General features: G+C 62.2%; 20 protein-coding genes and 1 pseudogene. 4 read left to right on the forward strand and 17 right to left on the reverse strand.

The genetic code is table 11. The features are described from left to right. Nucleotides 1–40: 40 nt before the first annotated feature. The 10 genes and pseudogenes from J5M67_RS21000 to J5M67_RS21040 all read right to left on the reverse strand — a co-directional run bounded on the left by J5M67_RS21000 (nucleotide 41) and on the right by J5M67_RS21040 (nucleotide 5,382). Nucleotides 41–1,243, reverse strand: coding sequence for a zonular occludens toxin domain-containing protein (locus J5M67_RS21000; RefSeq protein WP_207887254.1), 1,203 nt, complete (start codon nucleotides 1,241–1,243; stop codon nucleotides 41–43). Between the two features lie 11 nt (nucleotides 1,244–1,254). Continuing rightward, nucleotides 1,255–1,581 carry a DUF2523 domain-containing protein gene (locus J5M67_RS21005; protein WP_207887255.1) on the reverse strand — a complete coding sequence of 109 codons (327 nt, stop codon included), beginning with the start codon at nucleotides 1,579–1,581 and terminating at the stop codon, nucleotides 1,255–1,257. Continuing rightward, nucleotides 1,581–2,672, reverse strand: a complete 1,092-nt coding sequence (locus tag J5M67_RS29600) for a virulence factor TspB C-terminal domain-related protein (protein WP_243434795.1) — start codon at nucleotides 2,670–2,672, stop codon at nucleotides 1,581–1,583. The genes J5M67_RS21005 and J5M67_RS29600 overlap by 1 nt, the downstream gene beginning before the upstream one ends. Nucleotides 2,673–3,184: 512 nt before the next feature. Further along, nucleotides 3,185–3,427: a major capsid protein gene (locus J5M67_RS21015; RefSeq protein WP_243434783.1), complete on the reverse strand. Its 243-nt coding sequence runs from the start codon at nucleotides 3,425–3,427 to the stop codon at nucleotides 3,185–3,187. A gap of 13 nt (nucleotides 3,428–3,440) precedes the next feature. Then, on the reverse strand, nucleotides 3,441–3,653 hold the full coding sequence (locus J5M67_RS21020) for a hypothetical protein (RefSeq protein ID WP_207887256.1): 213 nt from the start codon (nucleotides 3,651–3,653) through the stop codon (nucleotides 3,441–3,443). 98 nt (nucleotides 3,654–3,751) lie between these two features. Further along, on the reverse strand, nucleotides 3,752–4,168 hold the full coding sequence (locus J5M67_RS21025; RefSeq protein WP_207887257.1) for a DNA-binding protein: 417 nt from the start codon (nucleotides 4,166–4,168) through the stop codon (nucleotides 3,752–3,754). A 224-nt stretch (nucleotides 4,169–4,392) separates the two neighbouring features. Beyond that, the gene (locus J5M67_RS21030) at nucleotides 4,393–4,686 is read right to left on the reverse strand and encodes a hypothetical protein (RefSeq protein WP_207887283.1); all 294 of its coding nucleotides are present in this window, start codon (nucleotides 4,684–4,686) and stop codon (nucleotides 4,393–4,395) included. Between the two features lie 3 nt (nucleotides 4,687–4,689). Beyond that, nucleotides 4,690–5,022 (reverse strand): DUF5447 family protein, encoded by a 333-nt coding sequence (locus tag J5M67_RS21035; protein WP_243434784.1) that lies wholly within the window; start codon nucleotides 5,020–5,022, stop codon nucleotides 4,690–4,692. A 22-nt stretch (nucleotides 5,023–5,044) separates the two neighbouring features. Beyond that, nucleotides 5,045–5,170, reverse strand: a pseudogene (locus tag J5M67_RS29775) (Arc family DNA-binding protein); the annotation flags it as partial. After that, nucleotides 5,167–5,382: a DNA-binding protein gene (locus J5M67_RS21040; protein ID WP_090262775.1), complete on the reverse strand. Its 216-nt coding sequence runs from the start codon at nucleotides 5,380–5,382 to the stop codon at nucleotides 5,167–5,169. The gene J5M67_RS21040 and the pseudogene J5M67_RS29775, both read right to left, overlap by 4 nt. A 442-nt stretch (nucleotides 5,383–5,824) precedes the next feature. Between J5M67_RS21040 and J5M67_RS21045 the strand changes: the two genes are divergently transcribed. After that, nucleotides 5,825–6,391 carry a hypothetical protein gene (locus J5M67_RS21045; protein WP_207887259.1) on the forward strand — a complete coding sequence of 189 codons (567 nt, stop codon included), beginning with the start codon at nucleotides 5,825–5,827 and terminating at the stop codon, nucleotides 6,389–6,391. A gap of 229 nt (nucleotides 6,392–6,620) precedes the next feature. On the opposite strand, the gene J5M67_RS21050 is transcribed toward J5M67_RS21045, so the two are convergent. Continuing rightward, nucleotides 6,621–6,788 (reverse strand): hypothetical protein, encoded by a 168-nt coding sequence (locus J5M67_RS21050; protein ID WP_207887260.1) that lies wholly within the window; start codon nucleotides 6,786–6,788, stop codon nucleotides 6,621–6,623. 276 nt (nucleotides 6,789–7,064) lie between these two features. Between J5M67_RS21050 and J5M67_RS21055 the strand changes: the two genes are divergently transcribed. Then, the gene (locus J5M67_RS21055; RefSeq protein WP_207887261.1) at nucleotides 7,065–7,274 is read left to right on the forward strand and encodes a cold-shock protein; all 210 of its coding nucleotides are present in this window, start codon (nucleotides 7,065–7,067) and stop codon (nucleotides 7,272–7,274) included. Between the two features lie 528 nt (nucleotides 7,275–7,802). On the opposite strand, the gene J5M67_RS21060 is transcribed toward J5M67_RS21055, so the two are convergent. The 5 genes from J5M67_RS21060 to J5M67_RS21080 all read right to left on the reverse strand — a co-directional run bounded on the left by J5M67_RS21060 (nucleotide 7,803) and on the right by J5M67_RS21080 (nucleotide 13,941). Next, nucleotides 7,803–8,108, reverse strand: a complete 306-nt coding sequence (locus J5M67_RS21060; RefSeq protein WP_207887262.1) for a DNA-binding transcriptional regulator — start codon at nucleotides 8,106–8,108, stop codon at nucleotides 7,803–7,805. A 2-nt stretch (nucleotides 8,109–8,110) separates the two neighbouring features. Next, complete coding sequence (locus J5M67_RS21065; RefSeq protein ID WP_207887263.1) at nucleotides 8,111–8,425, reverse strand: type II toxin-antitoxin system RelE/ParE family toxin; 315 nt, start codon at nucleotides 8,423–8,425, stop codon at nucleotides 8,111–8,113. A 119-nt stretch (nucleotides 8,426–8,544) separates the two neighbouring features. After that, nucleotides 8,545–9,693 carry an HD-GYP domain-containing protein gene (locus J5M67_RS21070; protein ID WP_207887264.1) on the reverse strand — a complete coding sequence of 383 codons (1,149 nt, stop codon included), beginning with the start codon at nucleotides 9,691–9,693 and terminating at the stop codon, nucleotides 8,545–8,547. Next, a complete protein-coding gene (locus J5M67_RS21075; RefSeq protein ID WP_207887265.1) occupies nucleotides 9,690–12,923 on the reverse strand; it encodes a response regulator in 3,234 nt (1,077 codons plus the stop codon). Before J5M67_RS21075 ends, J5M67_RS21070 begins: the two co-directional genes overlap by 4 nt. 115 nt (nucleotides 12,924–13,038) lie before the next feature. Further along, nucleotides 13,039–13,941, reverse strand: a complete 903-nt coding sequence (locus J5M67_RS21080) for a LysR family transcriptional regulator (RefSeq protein ID WP_207887266.1) — start codon at nucleotides 13,939–13,941, stop codon at nucleotides 13,039–13,041. A 113-nt stretch (nucleotides 13,942–14,054) separates the two neighbouring features. Here J5M67_RS21080 and J5M67_RS21085 point away from each other — a divergent pair, with 113 nt between their 5' ends. Together J5M67_RS21085 and J5M67_RS21090 are read left to right on the forward strand one after the other, a co-directional pair. After that, entirely contained in the window at nucleotides 14,055–14,504 is a 450-nt protein-coding gene (locus tag J5M67_RS21085; protein WP_207887267.1) for a VOC family protein, read from the forward strand. Beyond that, complete coding sequence (locus tag J5M67_RS21090; RefSeq protein WP_207887268.1) at nucleotides 14,501–15,094, forward strand: glutathione S-transferase family protein; 594 nt, start codon at nucleotides 14,501–14,503, stop codon at nucleotides 15,092–15,094. The genes J5M67_RS21085 and J5M67_RS21090 overlap by 4 nt, the downstream gene beginning before the upstream one ends. Before the next feature lie 65 nt (nucleotides 15,095–15,159). Here J5M67_RS21090 and J5M67_RS21095 read toward each other — a convergent pair whose 3' ends face one another. Beyond that, nucleotides 15,160–16,077 (reverse strand): LysR substrate-binding domain-containing protein, encoded by a 918-nt coding sequence (locus tag J5M67_RS21095; protein ID WP_207887269.1) that lies wholly within the window; start codon nucleotides 16,075–16,077, stop codon nucleotides 15,160–15,162. Nucleotides 16,078–16,080 lie beyond the last annotated feature (3 nt).

Consider the following 16,080-nt stretch of genomic DNA (forward strand, 5'->3'; position numbering starts at 1 on the left):
CTCCTCCGTCGGCTCAAACCGCAAAACGGCCCTGGCGGACTCACCACAGGAACCTGCCCTTCTCGTAGGGGATGACGGTCACCGAAGGGCCTGCCGGCTGCGCATCGGCTTGCAGGGGCTGGCTGGACACCTGCGGAGGTGGCGTCGGCGCCATCGACTGCTGCGGCCCGAGGCGTGGGTCGAGGCCGTTGCGGTCCGGGAGCGAGGGATCGAAGTAACCGTCTCTGGCGACCGTCATGCAGAAGTCAAAGGCCGTGGCGACCTTGGTGCCCTGCTGCGTGTAGCACTGGCAGGAGCGCCCCTCCTTCACCGTATGTTCCGGTCGCCGGGCCACAAGGCGTGGGTCGCTGGTGGACAGGCAATACAGCCGCGGGTGGCTGACCGGCTTGGTCAGTTCGTCGTACACCGGAGCTGATGAGGGGATGTCGGGGACGCGGGGCTTTCGGCGCTCGAGGTACTGCGCAGGAGTGACGACCCTGGCCTCGCCGTCGCCCGTGGGCTTGATCAGGGAGGTAACCGCCGACGACACCTGATCGACTACGCCCTTGTCGGCGCCGTTCGGGGCCGTGGCGCCGGTCGCCGCGCTGGCCGGGGTGGCGGTCTTGCTGCCTTCCGCATAGCGCTCGTAGGCGCGGTACACCATGAAGGCCGCGCCGATGATCACGGCCAGCGCCAGGATCATTTTCTTCGGCGGCTTGAAGGCGAAGTGGTGATTGGCCTTGGTGCTGGTGTAAACGCCGAAGTACTTCTTATCGAGCTTGAGCGTGGTCTTGTCGGCGTCCTTGAAGCTGGTCTTCTTCTCCACCGCTTCGATCACGGCTTCGGATTCGAAGCGCAGCAACTGCTGGCTCTTGAACACCCGCCAGTAGTGGATGTGACCGTTGCACAGGCGGCGCAGGTGCACGTCGATGTAGCGCGGGTCCTGGGTCACCAGATGCACTTCGTGGCCTTGGTGGCGCATGGTCTCGAAACGGCTGATATGCTCCGGCGGTTTCTGCCGGGGATCACGAACGCCGAACCAGCCCTGAGCTTCGTCGACGACGATGATGGCGTCGTGGGGCAGCTCGTACCATTTGTACGGGTCGTCGAACTCGAACCACGCCGCCTGCAGCTGATCGGTCTTGAGGTCAGCGATGTTGTGGTAGTAGACCACCCGCCCTTCCTTGTGGGCCTTTTGGTCGATTTCGCGAATGGTGTTGAGGGTCTTGCCGTGGCCGGGTTTGCCGGTGCGGATATAGAGCATGGCCGTTCCCCTTACGCGTCGATGTAGTCGCGGCCTGGGGGATTCCAGACCTGTTTGCGTTTGCGGTCGGCGGCCTTATCCAGCCCCGAGAGCACCATGCGGGTGACCACGGCGGCCAGGAACATGTTGATGGCTACATCAATATTGGCCAGCCCGAGGATCTGCTGGATTGGCAAGGCAGCGCCGCCCATCTTCGATTGCACGTAGCTGCGCACCTGATCGAGCAGCAGGTTGGAGCCGACATAGGCGACGAAGCCGACGCCGAGCATGCGCATGACCATCTTCACCAGCGGGCCGACGATCATGATCAGCAGTTGCACCAAGAACAGGTATTGCATCATTCACCTCCAAAGGCGCGGCCCACGTAGAGCGCGCAGAACACACTGGTGCCGATGAGGATCAGCACGCCAAGATCGGAAGCGGCAGAGCACAGCGGTTCATAGCTGAGCGAGAAGCTGCGGCCACCGTTGGTTTTCAGGGAAAAGGTCTTGTCGGGCGGGCAACTGGAAGGCAGGAAGCGCGCACCGCTATCGAGGAAGGACGGCGCCTGTATTTCGCTGTCCTGAGCGAGTTCGAACTTGTCGCCCTTCACGGCGGCCTCGATTTCGCCCTTGTGTTTGTCGAAGTCGCCCTGCTCTTCCACCTCGCAGCGCAGCTGCTTCTGCTGCTGGACCATGGCGCAGTCGATGGCGTCGCCCGAGCACTGCACCGGCACATCACAATCGTCGGTGCCGGAGGCTTCGCGTTCGGGCTCCTCCTCTTCTTCCTTGTCTTCCTCGCCGGGCTTGTCGCTGGCCTTGCAGCCGGTGCCCGTACAGGTGGAGGACTCACCGCCGGAGGTGCCATCGGCATTGGTCTTGCTGGTGCCGTTGGTGACGCTGGTGGTGGTGGAGCAGGCATTAACGCCGGTGCAATTCGTTGTGGTGGTCGTGGTCGTGGTGCTGGTGGTCGAGGAACCGTCACTGGCCGTCTGTTCGGCGACCTCGGTCTTGGTCTCGGTTTCCTTCTTGGTCGGGCTGGGCTTGCCCTCCTTGCAGCCGAACACGCCGTTGACCTCGCCGCACTGCATGTTGCCCGGCTCCTTGAAGGTATCCGTGGCAAGGCAGCTGTAATGCACACGCCCTTCGGCGTCGGTGACCTTGTTGGTGCACTCGTTGGCCTTCTCGCGGGTGGGCAGAGTGGCGGGCGGCGTGTTGGGCGTGGGGTCGGTGTTCGGGCATTCGACACCGTTGCCCTTGTAGCGGAAGACGCAGAAGCCGGAGTTCTGATCGCCGCCTTCCATGAAGCGGTAACAGCGGCTCGGAGCTTCGCCGGTCGAGGCGTACTGGCAGGCGTTCTGGCACAGGCTACCCGGCGGCTCGGTGCGGGTGTTTTGCAGAACGACGCCACCCTCGCTCAGGGTGCCGATCTTGTGTTGATGATCAACCATCTGGCCGATGGTCGATTCGCACTTGCTGGGTTCGGGCGCCTTACAGCCGCCTATCGTCGTGTCATAAGTGTAATTGGGAGGGCAGCTATCACCCCGGCGCTGAAAATAGCCATTCGCCCCGGTACTAACGCCATTCTTGTCCTTGCCTAAGCAGTTCGCCCCCAGACCACTGGGCTCGAAATTCACCCCTGCATGGAAACGCCCCAAGGAAGTGGTCCACGCAATGCAACCAGCCTCCGCAGACGCCCATTGCCCAGGAGCGTTGCCCACCCAGTAGTAAGTCGTTGCCGCGTTCGCCAGTTGCGAGAAAGAAGCCAGCAACGGCAGCCAAACCAAAATCGCGATATACAGCCGGCGCGCAGACACGATCAGACCCGCCCGAACAGGACCACGGCGAACGCCAGGGTGGTGACGATGAGGACGAACCATTGGATGGACATTGTTCGGACTCCAGAAGAAAGAACCCCGCCGGAGCGGGGTTCGGTGCTTCGGCTATCGAGGCCGGGGCGGGGTTACAGGGCGCGGCGCATGTACTTGAACGCCGCGGCGGCGACCAGCACGGCGAACACGGCCCAACCGATGGTGTTGGTGTCATCGCCCGCGGTGGTCAGCGCACCAGTTGCTTCTGCCGGTACAGCGGCGTAGGCAGTGGCGGCCAGGGTGGAGCCGACGGCGGCGATGCCAACCACGGCTTGGCGAGCGCGACGGCCGTAGCCGGAGGCGCGGTTTTGCAGCTGGGTTTTGAGTTGCTTCATGGGTATTTCCTCGCTACTTGAGCAGTCGTTTCAGGACCAGGAAGCCGAAGGCGATGCAGAACAGCGCGAGTACATCGCCGCGCAGTTCCGCCACCTGATCCCAGGTGAGTGCAGAGCCGAATAAGCTCTGCACTTCCTCGCCGGTGACAACGTGCAAGGTGCCGGTGCAGATGGCCGAACCATCGGCGCCAACCGCCCAACTGCCGTCACAGGCGAGAAAATTCATAGGAAGCGCGCCACGCCATCGACCAGGCCCCAGACGTAGCCAGTGGCGAGGCCCACGACGAAGAGGAAGAGGTACTTAGTCATGGCCGCGCTCCCGAATTAGCTCTTGGCCGAGTCGCCGGACTTATCGGCGGTGGGCTGTTGAGTGGGGCGCTGGACCTGCGGAGCAGCCGGACGCGCAGCAGGAGCGGGAGCGCTGGTTTCGTTGCCGACGGCCAACAGTTCGGTCAGCACCTGGGTGTTCTTGGTGTTGCCGAAGCGGTCCTTGGTCGGGCGCACCACGGTGGCGAACTTGCACAGCACCGGAGAGCCTTCGAAGACGATGCCGTCGAGCAGGGTCGGCTCGATGTCGTACTGGGTGATTTCGAAGCCACGGGCATTGCCGCGAGCGCCTTCGGGGATCGGGGAAATCGCCTGGACGCTGGCGTAGATTTCGCCGGAGGTCTTGGAGGTGAAGGTGTCGGTCTGGGTGACCCACAGTTCAACTACGCCGCCAGTGGTCGCAAACATGTTCATGTGAAGCTCCTTTTGCCTTTTTCGGGCATGAGTTGGCCCGCTGCTGCAATGTGGGCGCGTAAGTGGCCGTTATTCAGCGGGGGTGGTGGTGCCTGGGTTTTACGGTGGTGCGGGTGGCGAGGTGGGAAACACCAAGGGCGCTGCCCTTGTCATCCCGCTCTCGCCGCCGAGGGCTCAGGAGCGCGGGGCGGTGAAGCTGCCCCTCACTCCCGAGCGGAGGCTATTCAGGGGGGAGCGCGGTCAAGGGTGCGCTTCGCCCGGCGCTCCGTTTGACCGAACGGGAAAGCGCGTTCGGACAAGCCGGTGCGGCGGCCCCTGACCGGGGAAGTCTTGGCGCAGGCGATGGCCAGTGCGAGAAGCAGCACGGTGATCGTGCGCAGAGTGCCGTCCGGGTCGGGGAACGTCAGTTCGTCTTCCGGGGCTTTCTTCGGGGGCTCGGCAACCGCTGCTGCGAACATCAGCAGTACACCCAGCGGCCCAAAGAAGATGAGCAGCGAACCGAAGAGGTCATCAGACATGGCTCAGCTCTCCAGCTCGAAGGGTTCGCGCACGGGGACGAAAGGCGTCGGCCTGCCGCTGTCGTAGACAACGTGCCAGTACTTCGGCGGACGGAGCGCGGGCATGTGTTTGTCGCAGGTAAAGCCCCGTTCCACCCGGTACGTCGAGTGGATCGAGCGCCACACTCCCGCGACCAGCGCCATCGTGGTAACGACCGTGAAGACCCGCGTAGGGCGGCACTCGGTGCAGGGTGTGGATTGGGAGGCTGCGGGCTTCGCCAGTTCGCGACGGGACCAGCAGACAGAGCAGTCGCAATTCTCGGGATGCGGTTGGTGCAGGTACTTGCTCGGAAGCATCGGCGGGCACCTCCCCTTCGAAGCTCTGTTGAAGGCGGAAGACCAGTTCGGCGTTCAGGGAACGGAGAGACGCTTCGGCGGCTTGCTCAACCTGGGCGCGGAGGGCCGGGGGCATACGGAGCTTGAATTGCGGATCAGTGCGGCTCATGCGGTCCACTCCTGTTCCAGCAACCAAGTACGGAGCAGCGCGCTGTTGACCATGCGCAGCTTGCCCAGCTTCACGGATGGGAGGACGCCCCGGTAAACCCAGGCGCGGGCGGTGCCAAAGGTGACGCCGTTGCGCTCCGCCCACTTCTCGATGGGCTCCACGTCCTGTTGCGGCCCTACCAGGGCGCTGGGGTTCAGCTCTTCCAGTTCCATGCTCGTTCCGTCACTATTCATTCCAATGGCCAAACACATCCAGTGAAATAGTTGCACTGGAATATGGCCACTATATTTTCCAGTGGAACTATTTCACAAGAGCCTTGTTAGACCTTTATGGAATCAATCCAGAATAGAGCTAGAACGTTAATTTCTAAGGCGGGCATGGATCGACTAGTGAAGGAAAGCGAAATTGGCTTCCAACGCTGGCACAGCGTTCGCTTCAAAAACGTTCGAATGAGCACAGAGGAACTGGAGGTACTTCAGGCACTGTTCCCGAGCTATCGCCTTTGGCTAATCTGCGGCGAAATCGCCCCAGAGATCGGGCAGACCAGCCCCGAGTACGATGAAGCCAACTCAAAATTGCCCAATCAGAACGCGGGATAGCGATCACTAAAGAAGTAGCATTGCGCTGGTATGCCCAACGGAAGGGAGGCAAGAAATGAAAGCAGATAGGGACGACGCTCCGTCATATCTTCGCCAGGGTGGCTTTAAAAAGACGGCAAAAATATGGGCAATCCCCGTTTTCCTCGGCACCTGCATTGCACTAGGGCTACTGCAGGTCGGCAGCTCTCTCTTGCTCAAGAACACCGTCCAAAGCCTTGCTCATACCCCGCCCCCACAAGCAGCCCCTGCGGCGAAGATTAGCTACTCGGCACCGGTCAACGATCAGGACAAGTGGGATCGGGTTGTGGAAGAGCAGCTACGTCGAGACAACCCACAGGCACTGATTCAAACGCCAACCGACGTAGGTCCGAAAACTGCCCCCAGGCAAACCGTTTTCCACGACCAAAACTACGTACCACGTGGTGCAGACAACGTGGTCTCATTCCACACTGAGCCTGAGCTGTACAAGCCCCATGAGCCCGCTCAGCAGAGTGTCAGAGTCACCGTTGTCGGCGAGACTCAGAGCATGAAAGAGAAGGCCTGCTGGCCCTCGAAAGAGGGCAGCGTAGAAAAGCGAAACTGTAAATTTGACGTCGGCCTGAATTATCGAGATCGGAATTAGCCGAGACAGCCGTCTCAATCTGTCAAAAAATGTAGTAATCAACGAGCCGGAAAAACACAAACTCTACCTAAAAGCCTGTGAGCAATCGATCAATACGCCACATTGAGACGGCCTAGAATAGAGGTTTCAAGAATCAGACTCCCTTCGCTTATGGCCCAAAGCGGACTTCAAGAGAGCCATATAACAAAAGGCCGCATCGATAGATGCGGCCTTCTCCATATCAGGAGGATCAAGCCTCCGGCTTTTTATTGCCTATGGTCCACTCGGTCCGCTTGAAGGGCTCCTTACGGCCGTACCTGCCGGCCGGAATTTCCTGAATCTCTCCGCCCTTAGAAAGAAATGCTGAAATTTTCTTATCCAGCTCCGAACGCGCGGTTTTGATTTCTGAATTGGACATCAGTTCACCTGAGGTGATGAGCCACCACGTTGGTGGCTAGCGGTCCACTATACGCACATATTGTGCTCATTCCCGACCGTCCGACCGATACCTGCAAATTCTTGAGATTTCCCTATCTATTTCCTGCAAAGTCTGTATGGTGACCTTCTGCCTGCTCGGTTTAGCGGCACCGATCGATGTTTTGTCTTCGTGATGCTCCATCTTTGCGGCCCCTCTTCACTTCGCATCCAGTCATACCTTGCATGTTGCATGGCATGAACTTTTTGGAGATTCATCATGACTACTCGTCAAACCGGTACCGTAAAGTGGTTCAACCCTGAAAAAGGTTTTGGTTTCATCACCCCCGAAAGCGGTGCGGACGTATTTGTTCATTTCCGAGCGATCGAGAGTACCGGTTATAAAACGCTAGACGAAGGTCAGCGCGTCAGCTTCTATGTGACCAACGGCGCAAAAGGCCCTCAGGCCGATCAGGTGCAAGCTTTGTAAAGGTCAAGGCAATATCGAAAGCCCCGTTAATACGGGGCTTTTCGCTTCTAGGTCAACAGGATTAATCCAGCAAGTACAGCTGCTCGTGTGCAAACAATCCAAGGCGCCTTTACTCATCTGGACATACCGGATTTTACTGCATTGATGAACTGCTCCATTCCAATTGGGTTGTTGAGCCTCTCAGAGGACCTGCCGGCTGCCATGCTTCCATAGATGTCTGATTCTGGCCGAAAGACTCCGCTTCAATCTGTCGAAAAAGTGTCGAATCCACTGGGACGGAATGGACCAAAACGAGAAAGCTCCAACCTCCTTTATATCGAATTGGAGCGCATAGAGCCGGGCTGATACTCAGCCCAACAGGGTTCGATTCCCTTCGCCCGCTCCAGAATCCCATGCCAAAGCCCCGGGCAACGCTCGTTGCCGGGGGCTTTTGTTTTTCGAAGCACCACCGCGAAGAAGTTGGCGCTCGACAGGAAACAGCAGGAAAAGAAAACCCAGCACTAAGCCGGGTTCATCGGGATTTGGGTGTTAACGCTCACGCGGTTCGCCGCTCAGCGCAGCCAGGACATGGACCGGGTCATTGTCGATGGCTCTCAGCAGGGCACGCGCTGGCCCTTCAGGATCGCGGCGCCCCTGTTCCCAGTTGCGCAGCGTGCCAACGGCAACATCGATCTTTTCAGCGAATTTAGCCTGGGAAAGACCCGTGGCGCGGCGGATCTCGCGTACCTTCACCGCGTCGAGATGGAACTCGCGGGACGGCTGCCGTTCGCCACGCACGATCTCATCCATCTGGGTCACGCTTTCGACCAGTTCTGCGAAGAGTTCTTTGTCCATGGCTACCTCCAGTTCTCAATGACCTGCCGAAGTGCCTTTTTCTGATCGGCAGTCAGGTCTTCCTGCCCGGCCTTGTCATAGGCCAGCAAGAATGCAATTTGTGAGGCGGATGTGAAGTAGTAGTAGATGACCCGGGCACCGCCTCGTTTCCCGTGTCCATTCGCGGCGATGCGTATCTTGCGCACGCCGCCAGTGCCTGCGATGACAGCTCCTGCATCCGGGTGGAGCGTCAGATTCTCTTGCAGCTTGCGGTAGGTTTCATCGTCTACGAGCTCAAGGATCTGCCGGGTGAAGACCGGCGTTTCGATGAAGATCATCCGCTGATCCATACGTCATTGGCGTAGTGCAACTGTAGCGATTGGATGAACTTCGATCAATGCTGGCTTTCTGTACAGCTGCCTTCCCAACTCCCGAACGGACAACGCCAGACGCTGTTTCACGGCATCTGAAGCACCGCTAGATCGAGCGGTTGCCCCTCATCGTGATCATCCGCAAACCGCTTCGCCACCTGATGAAACGCCTCATGGATATCCAGAAACGCCGCCACGATATCCGGGTCGAAGTGCGTGCCGCTGCCCTGCTGGACGATGCGCACGGCCTCTTCGTGGGGGAACGGCGGTTTGTAGACCCGCCGGGAAATCAGCGCGTCGTACACATCGGCCAGCGCCATCAGGCGCGCTGAAACCGGGATTGCTTCGCCTGCCAAGCCTTGTGGATAACCGGAGCCGTCCCACTTTTCCTGGTGGGAGTAGGCGATTTCGCGGGCGAGGTGCAGGAAGGTGCTGGGCTCGTCCATCAGTTGCTCGGCCTTGACGATGGCGTCCCGCCCCAGCGTGGTGTGGGTCTTCATGATTTCGAATTCGTCGGGGGTCAGCTTGCCGGGCTTGAGCAGGATGGCGTCGGGCACGCCGACCTTGCCGATGTCGTGCAGCGGGGCGGATTTGAACAGCAGTTCGGTGACTTCGTCGCTCAGGAAGTCGGAGAACCTGGGGTGCGTCTGCAGCGCCTGGGCCAGCAGCTTGACGTAGTGCTGGGTGCGGCGGATGTGGTTGCCGGTTTCGTTGTCGCGGGCTTCGGCCAGCGAGGCCATGGCCATGATGGTCACGTCCTGGGTCTTCTGGATCTGGCGCGTGCGCTGGGCGACCTCGGCTTCGAGGTGCAGGTTCTGGTCCCGGAGCTGGTCGGCGGCGGCCTTGAGGGCCAAGTGGTTGCGCACCCGGGCCAGTGCGATGGGCGGCGAGATGGGCTTGGTGAGGTAGTCCACCGCTCCGCAGTCCAGGCCCATCTGTTCGGCCTCGGCATCTGTCCTGGCGGTCAGGAAGATGACGGGGATCCGCTGCAGGGCGGGGTCGGCTTTCAAGCGGCGGCAGACTTCGTAGCCGTCCATGTCGGGCATCATGATGTCGAGCAGGATCAGGTCGGGCAGCGGGAGCATGGCGGCCGCCTGCAGGGCGCGTTCGCCGTTGGTGGCGATGCGCGTGCGATAGCGCTCCTTGAGCAGGCCGGCCATGAACGCAATGTTCTGCGGCGTGTCGTCGACGATCAGGATCGTTGGCGGAGGGGCGGCATCCTGCGCGCTGCTCATGGGGTGGATTCCTCAGGGGTGATGCCAAGGGGCCGGACAGTGCGACGCAGCCGCTGCAACGCCGCATCGAAATCATAGTTGGTCACTTCCGACTCGAAGGCGGCGAAGTCGCCGTTGGCCACGAACAGTGTCTTCAGGCTCTCCAGATGGTCGAAAAGGTGATCCACCGCTTCGCCATCGGCCGATGCGAGCAGTATCGCCAGTTTGCTCGCGGCATCCATGGCATCGCCGGAGGATGCCGGCAGCGCCACGGGCTGGCTTGGGCTTTGCGGAGCAGGTCGCTTGCCGATCCAGCGCGCAACCACCTGCAGCACGATGGACGGCTCCAGCGGCTTGGTGATGTGGTCGACCATGCCGGCATCGATGCACTGGCGGTGCTCATCGGGCAGCGCATGGGCGGTCATGGCGATGATGGGCAGGCCGGCGAACCGGGCATCGGCACGCACGAGGCGGGTCGCCTCGAGGCCGCCCATCTCCGGCATCTGCAGGTCCATCAATACGACGTCATAGCCTTCCGGGCCGGCGCTGCGGAGGATTTCAAGGGCCTCGCGACCATTGCTCGCAAGCCGCACCTCGGCTCCCGCACCTTCCAGCAGTTCGCGGGCGATCTGCTGGTTGACGCCGTTGTCTTCGACCAGCAGCAGCTTCGCGCCGTCCAGGGGCTGGTGCAGGACATTGCTCGTACCCATGGGCGTAGCGGCCGGCGCGCGTACCGGGAAGAGCTGGATCAGTACGTCGGCAAGCGACGATGCGCTCACGGGTTTGTACAGCAGGGCCTTGATGTTCTCCGGTTGCCCCTGGTCCCCGTCCGCGTCCTGCTCGTCCTCACCAAACGGCTGGAGCAGGATGACCGGCAGGGCGGGCGCTTCGCGGGCCAGCCTCTGCGCCGGTGCAATACCGTCCAGCGCAGGCATCCCGGTGTCCAGGAAGGCCACGCCGAAGGGGTTCCGTTGCGCGCTGGAGATGGCCTGCAGGGCCTCTTGCGGCGAGGAGACTGCAAGGGGATCGAGCCCCATGGTTTGTAGCATCTGCGAGAGCAGCTCACGCACCGTCGCGTTGTCGTCGATCACCAGGGCGCGCATGCCCTGGAGCGCCTCCGGCAGGGTCTGGCGCGGTTGCACGGCGCCCTCCTCCTGGACGAACCAGGCGGTGAAGCTGAACGTGCTGCCCTGGCCAGGAGTGGAGTCGACCTCGATCGTTCCCCCCATCAGGTCCACGATGCGCCGGCAGATGGCCAACCCCAGCCCCGTGCCGCCGTACTTGCGGGTCGTCGAGCCATCGGCCTGGCTGAATGCGTTGAACAGCTCGCCCGCCTGTTCGCGCGTCACGCCAATCCCGGTGTCGCTGACCTGGACCTGCAACTGCACGCGATCGCCCTCACGGCCAGCCATGCTGACCCGGACGACGATCTGCCCCTGCTCGGTGAACTTGACCGCATTGCTGAGCAGATTGGTGAGCACCTGGCCAAGCCGCAGGGGATCGCCACGCAGCATCAGCGGAACGTCCCCGGCGATGTCGCAGAGCATCTCCAGCCCCTTGCTCGTCGCCTTCTGCGCCACCAGGGCCACGCTGCCATCCAGGACCTGGTCCAGGCGGAACAGGGCATGCTCCAGTTCGAGCTTGCCGGCCTCGACTTTCGAGAAATCGAGGATGTCGTTGATGATCCCGAGCAGCGCCGTGCCGGCGCTGTGGATCTTGGCGATGTAGTCGCGTTGCTTGGGCGAGAGCTCGGTTTTCTGGGCCAGATGCGCCATGCCGATGATGGCGTTCATGGGCGTGCGGATTTCATGGCTCATATTGGCCAGGAACATGGATTTGGACTGGGTGGCCTCCTCCGCGGTCTGCTTGGCGATGCGCAGGTGCGTGAGCAGCCGCTCCTGCTCGTTGGTCAGCTTTTCCAGGTCCCGGGTGCGCTCCATCACTTTCGCCTCCAGGCCCCGTGTAGCCTCCAGCAGCATCACGCGCATGTGCTCCTGGGCATTGACCAGCTTGTCGATTTCACGGGTGTGGGTGGAAAACCGCACCGGCTCGTCGAGCTGCAGGCTGCCGATGCGCTCACTTTCCGCCGCCAGATGGTCCATCACGTTGGCGAAGCGCCTGGAGAATCGATGCGCCACCATGAACACCAGGCCCAGCACCGCCAGGATCATGAGCAGCATGGCCGTGGTGTGCCAGTTGGTGGTCAGGGTGAAATCGCTGCGCGGGCCGAGCGTTGCGACCTGCAAGTGCAGATCGCCGAACTGCAATGGCCGGAATCTAGCAATCCACGGCTCGGCGGCGACCTTGAAGAAAACCGGGGCATCGCTGGGGTTGCCTTGCCCGCGCCATGCGGCAAGCGCAGCGGCCAGCTTGGTCGCGCCCGCTTCGTCCGCGGACTTGGAAAGCCAATCCGCCGGGTTGCTGTCAGCAACGCCCGGCAGGAATCGTGGCGGCGCCAGCAGCCTGGCATCCTGGGTCAGCAGCGCCGCACTGCCATTGATCCCGACCTGGAGCTGCGAGGTGAAACGGGCGAGGTCATGCAGCAGCAGATCCAGCGCCACGACCCAGGTCTCGCCGGGCTGGGCTCCGTTCCAGCGCAGCGTAGCGGTGATGCCGATGTCCTTGCGCTCGAAGAAGGGGTACGGCGCGGTCCAGTGGACCAGTCCTGCCGACGCGGCCTGCGCCTCCTTGTACCAGGGCCGGGTGCGCGCGTCATACAGGCGCACGATGCGCTCCTCGCGCAGCAGCCGGCCCTCATCGTCGTAATGGAACCAGCGTTGTACGGCGCCGTCCCTGGGGATATTGGCGACCCGCACGATCCAGCTCGCGCCCTGTTCCGACTCCGGGTTGAGTTCGATATAGCGCCCCTGCCCGTCGGCGAAGATGGCCCCCGCGAATTGGCGCTGGGCCTTCATCGCCGGGATCAGCAGAGTCGCGAAGGCATCGGGCGCCTCGGTATCCAGAACCCCGCTGCGTCCCCAGTCCCTCAGCATGCCCAGCTGTTGGGTGGCCGCGCCAAACAGTTTGCCGACGTCGTTTTCCACCTGCTCCGATGCCCGGGCCATGGCCGTATCGGCGAGTTCCTGCTGCGCAGGACGGGTGACGACGAGGTAGGTGGCAACGGCGAATATCGCGAAAGCCAGGACCACGATGCCAAGAATCCGGTACAGCAGGTAGTCGTGGATGGCCGGCCGACCTTTGGATCGACGGGCGCGCGCCTTCAGCCGAACGAGGATGTCCGCGAGATCCATGCACGCCCCCTTGCAACGGCTATCGAAATGCTATGAGTCATTCTGGCATGTACCGCGAAAAAAACGCATGCCATGACGTAAGCGGCATCCAGGAGGATTGCCTGGCTCCCACGCCTCAGGGCCGTGCCGGATCAGGAATCAGCGCCGCCAGCCGTGGCGAGGCCCAATCTATGAACTGCCGCACCCGCGACGACAGCAGCCGAGCGTGCGGGTACACCATCTGGATTGGAATATCCGCTAGTTCGAACGCCGGCAGTACCCGCACCAGGCGACCATCGGCCAGCTCGCTGGCGATCTGGTAATGCAGCAACCGGCCGATGCCGACGCCTTGCTGGCAGGCCAGGCTGGCAACCTGAATCTGGTTGGTGGTCATGCGCGCCGGAACGGTCCGGCTCACGACAGTGTCCTGTTCGAGGAATTGCCAGTGTTTGCCCTGGGGCGCGAAGGCAACGCAGGCATGATCCTGCAGGTCCGATGGCTGCCGCGGTGTGCCTTTGTCCTGCAGGTATGCCGGGCTGGCGCAATGCACCAGGCGGGTATGCCCCAGGGGCGTCGTCACCAGTGAAGAGTCCGGCAGCTGCCCGATGCGAATCGCCAGCTCGATGCCCTCCTCCAGCAGGTCGACCAGACGATCGAGCAGGATCAGCTCGACCTGGATGGAGGGATGCAAGGCCAGGAATTCGTTGACCAGTGGCGCGACGTAGCGGCGTCCGAACTCGACCGGCACCGTGATGCGCAGCAGGCCACCCGGGCTTTTGCGCCGTGCATCGAAGCCATGTTCGACCTCATCGAACTCCGCCAGTATCCGCCGGCTCCAGGCGAGGAACTCGGTGCCTTCGTCGGTCAGGGCCAGGCGTCGGGTCGTGCGATTGATCAGTCGTGTGCCGAGGTGCTTCTCCAGCGCCGCCAGGGTACGAACCACCGATGCCGTGGACTGCCCGGAGGCGTTCGCCGCAGCACTGAGGCTGCCGCTGTCGACAATCCGCACCAGGGTTGCCATGGCTTTCAATCGGTCCAATGTCGGGCCTCGTCTGTGCAGTAAGCGCAATAGTGTTGTCAGCTTACAGGCATTGGTGAAACCGCCGTCAATGGACACACTGGGCGCATCCAAGCCTTGCGTGATGTCCCGCCATGAATGCTGATGCCTCCGCCAGCCTGCGCAACCCGTCGCCCGTCATAGCCTATGATCACATCGGCATCCGCGTCAGCGACCGCAGCCGTGCCCTGGCGTTCTACGAGGCGCTGGGGTTCGTCGAAACCATGCGTTTCAGCGACTTCGAAGCGAATGAGATGCTTGCCCCCAGCGGCGTGCGCATCAACCTGATCTTCAACGGCGCCCGCCAGCTCAATGCCCACAATGTGCTGCTGGATGCGCCCATCAAGCTGCCCGGCATCACTCACCCGGCCTTCATCGTGGAGGACCTGGAAGCCCTGCAGGGCTGGCTGCTGCAACGCGGCATCACCATCACCGAAGGGCCGCACCGGATCGGGCCACGTCGCATTGCGCTGTTCATTCGCGACCCCGACGGCAATGTCCTGGAGTTCAACCAGCTATTGGCCACTAACAAGGAAACGTCATGAAGCTCTATGACCTGGAACTGTCCGGCAACTGCTACAAGGTCCGCCTGTTCGCCCACCTGGCAAAACTGGACCTGGAAATCGTCCCCGTGGACTTTCTCGGCGGCGAGCACAAGCGCGCGCCGCTGATCGACCTCAACCCCTGGGGCGAGCTGCCTATTCTGGTGGATGGCCAGCGAGTGCTGCGCGATTCGCAGGCAATCCTGGTGTACCTGGCCGGCACCTATGGTGGTGCGGCCTGGTGGCCGGTGGAGCCGCACCTGCAAGCGGAGATCATGCAATGGCTCTCGACGGCGGCCAACGAGATCCAGAACGGCCCCTGCGCCGCACGGCTGGTAGACAAGTTCGGCTATGACATCGACAAGGCCGACACCCTCGCCCGCGCCGCCCGCATCCTGCCGCTGCTGGACGCGCACCTGGCCAAGCACGACTGGCTGGCGCTTTCCCGCCCGACCATTGCCGACTGTGCGGTGTTCCCCTATGTCGCGCTGGCGCCCGAAGGCGGTATCGACCTGGCGCCCTATACCCACATCGCGCACTGGATCGACAGGATCCAGCAGTTGCCCGGGTTCGTGCCGATGCCGGGGATCTGACCGGGGCTGCGGGCCTGCAGAATCGATGCAGGCCCGCAGCAGGATCAACAAGTCGCCCCCTGCGGCTACTCCTGCAGGCACGCCCCGTTGCGTCTGCTTTCGTCCTCGGCGACCAGCTCACGCAACGTATCAAGGAACAGCTTGATCACCGGCGAGTTGTCATCCGCCCGGTAGGTGGCATACAGGGGCACCTCCGGCAGCGCTGGCAGCAGGCGCCGAAACACCAGCCCGGCTGGCGCCATCGGCTCGATCGATGCGGGCAACAGCGCCACACCAAAACCGGCCCGCACCAGGCTGAGCAACGTCTGCACCTCGATGACCTGCTGGCGGATTTGCGGGGTGAACCCGGCCTTGATGCAGCACTGATAGAGGAAGTCGGCAAAGCGCGACTGCTTGAGCTCCAGCGCCACGAAAGGCTCCTGCGCCAGGTCCGCCGGCGCCAGGCTGTCACGCCGGGCCAACGGATGGTCGGCCGGCATGACCACCCGGATCGGCTCGTAGAGCAGCAGCTCATTACGCAACTGCGGATCGTCGTAACCGACCCGGAACACGCAGGCGTCGATGCGCTTTTCCTTCAGCGCCTTGACCTGGGCCGCCGGGGTCATTTCATGCAGGCGCCAGGACACCTGCGGATAGCGCTCGCGGAACAGGTGCAGGGCCCGTGGCAGCACGCCGATCATCACCGAGCTGATCATGCCGATTTCCAGCTCGCCCAACTGGCCTCGCCCGGTCTGACGGGTCAAGTCCAGCGCGCGATCCAGTTGCCCGAACACCAGTGGCGCCTGTTCCTTGAGCACCTGTCCGGCCGCCGTCAGTTCCACCCGGTGGTGGCTGCGCTCGAACAGCGGCGTCCCCAGCTCCTCTTCCAGCAGCCGGATCTGCTGGCTCAGCGGCGGCTGGGAAATGTGCAGACGCGCGGCCGCCCGACCGAAGTGCAGCTCTTCGGCCAGCGCCATGAAATACCGCAGCAATCGCAGGTCCATGGC

Source organism: Pseudomonas sp. 30_B (assembly GCF_017491605.1).
In the GTDB taxonomy this organism is placed as follows: domain Bacteria; phylum Pseudomonadota; class Gammaproteobacteria; order Pseudomonadales; family Pseudomonadaceae; genus Pseudomonas.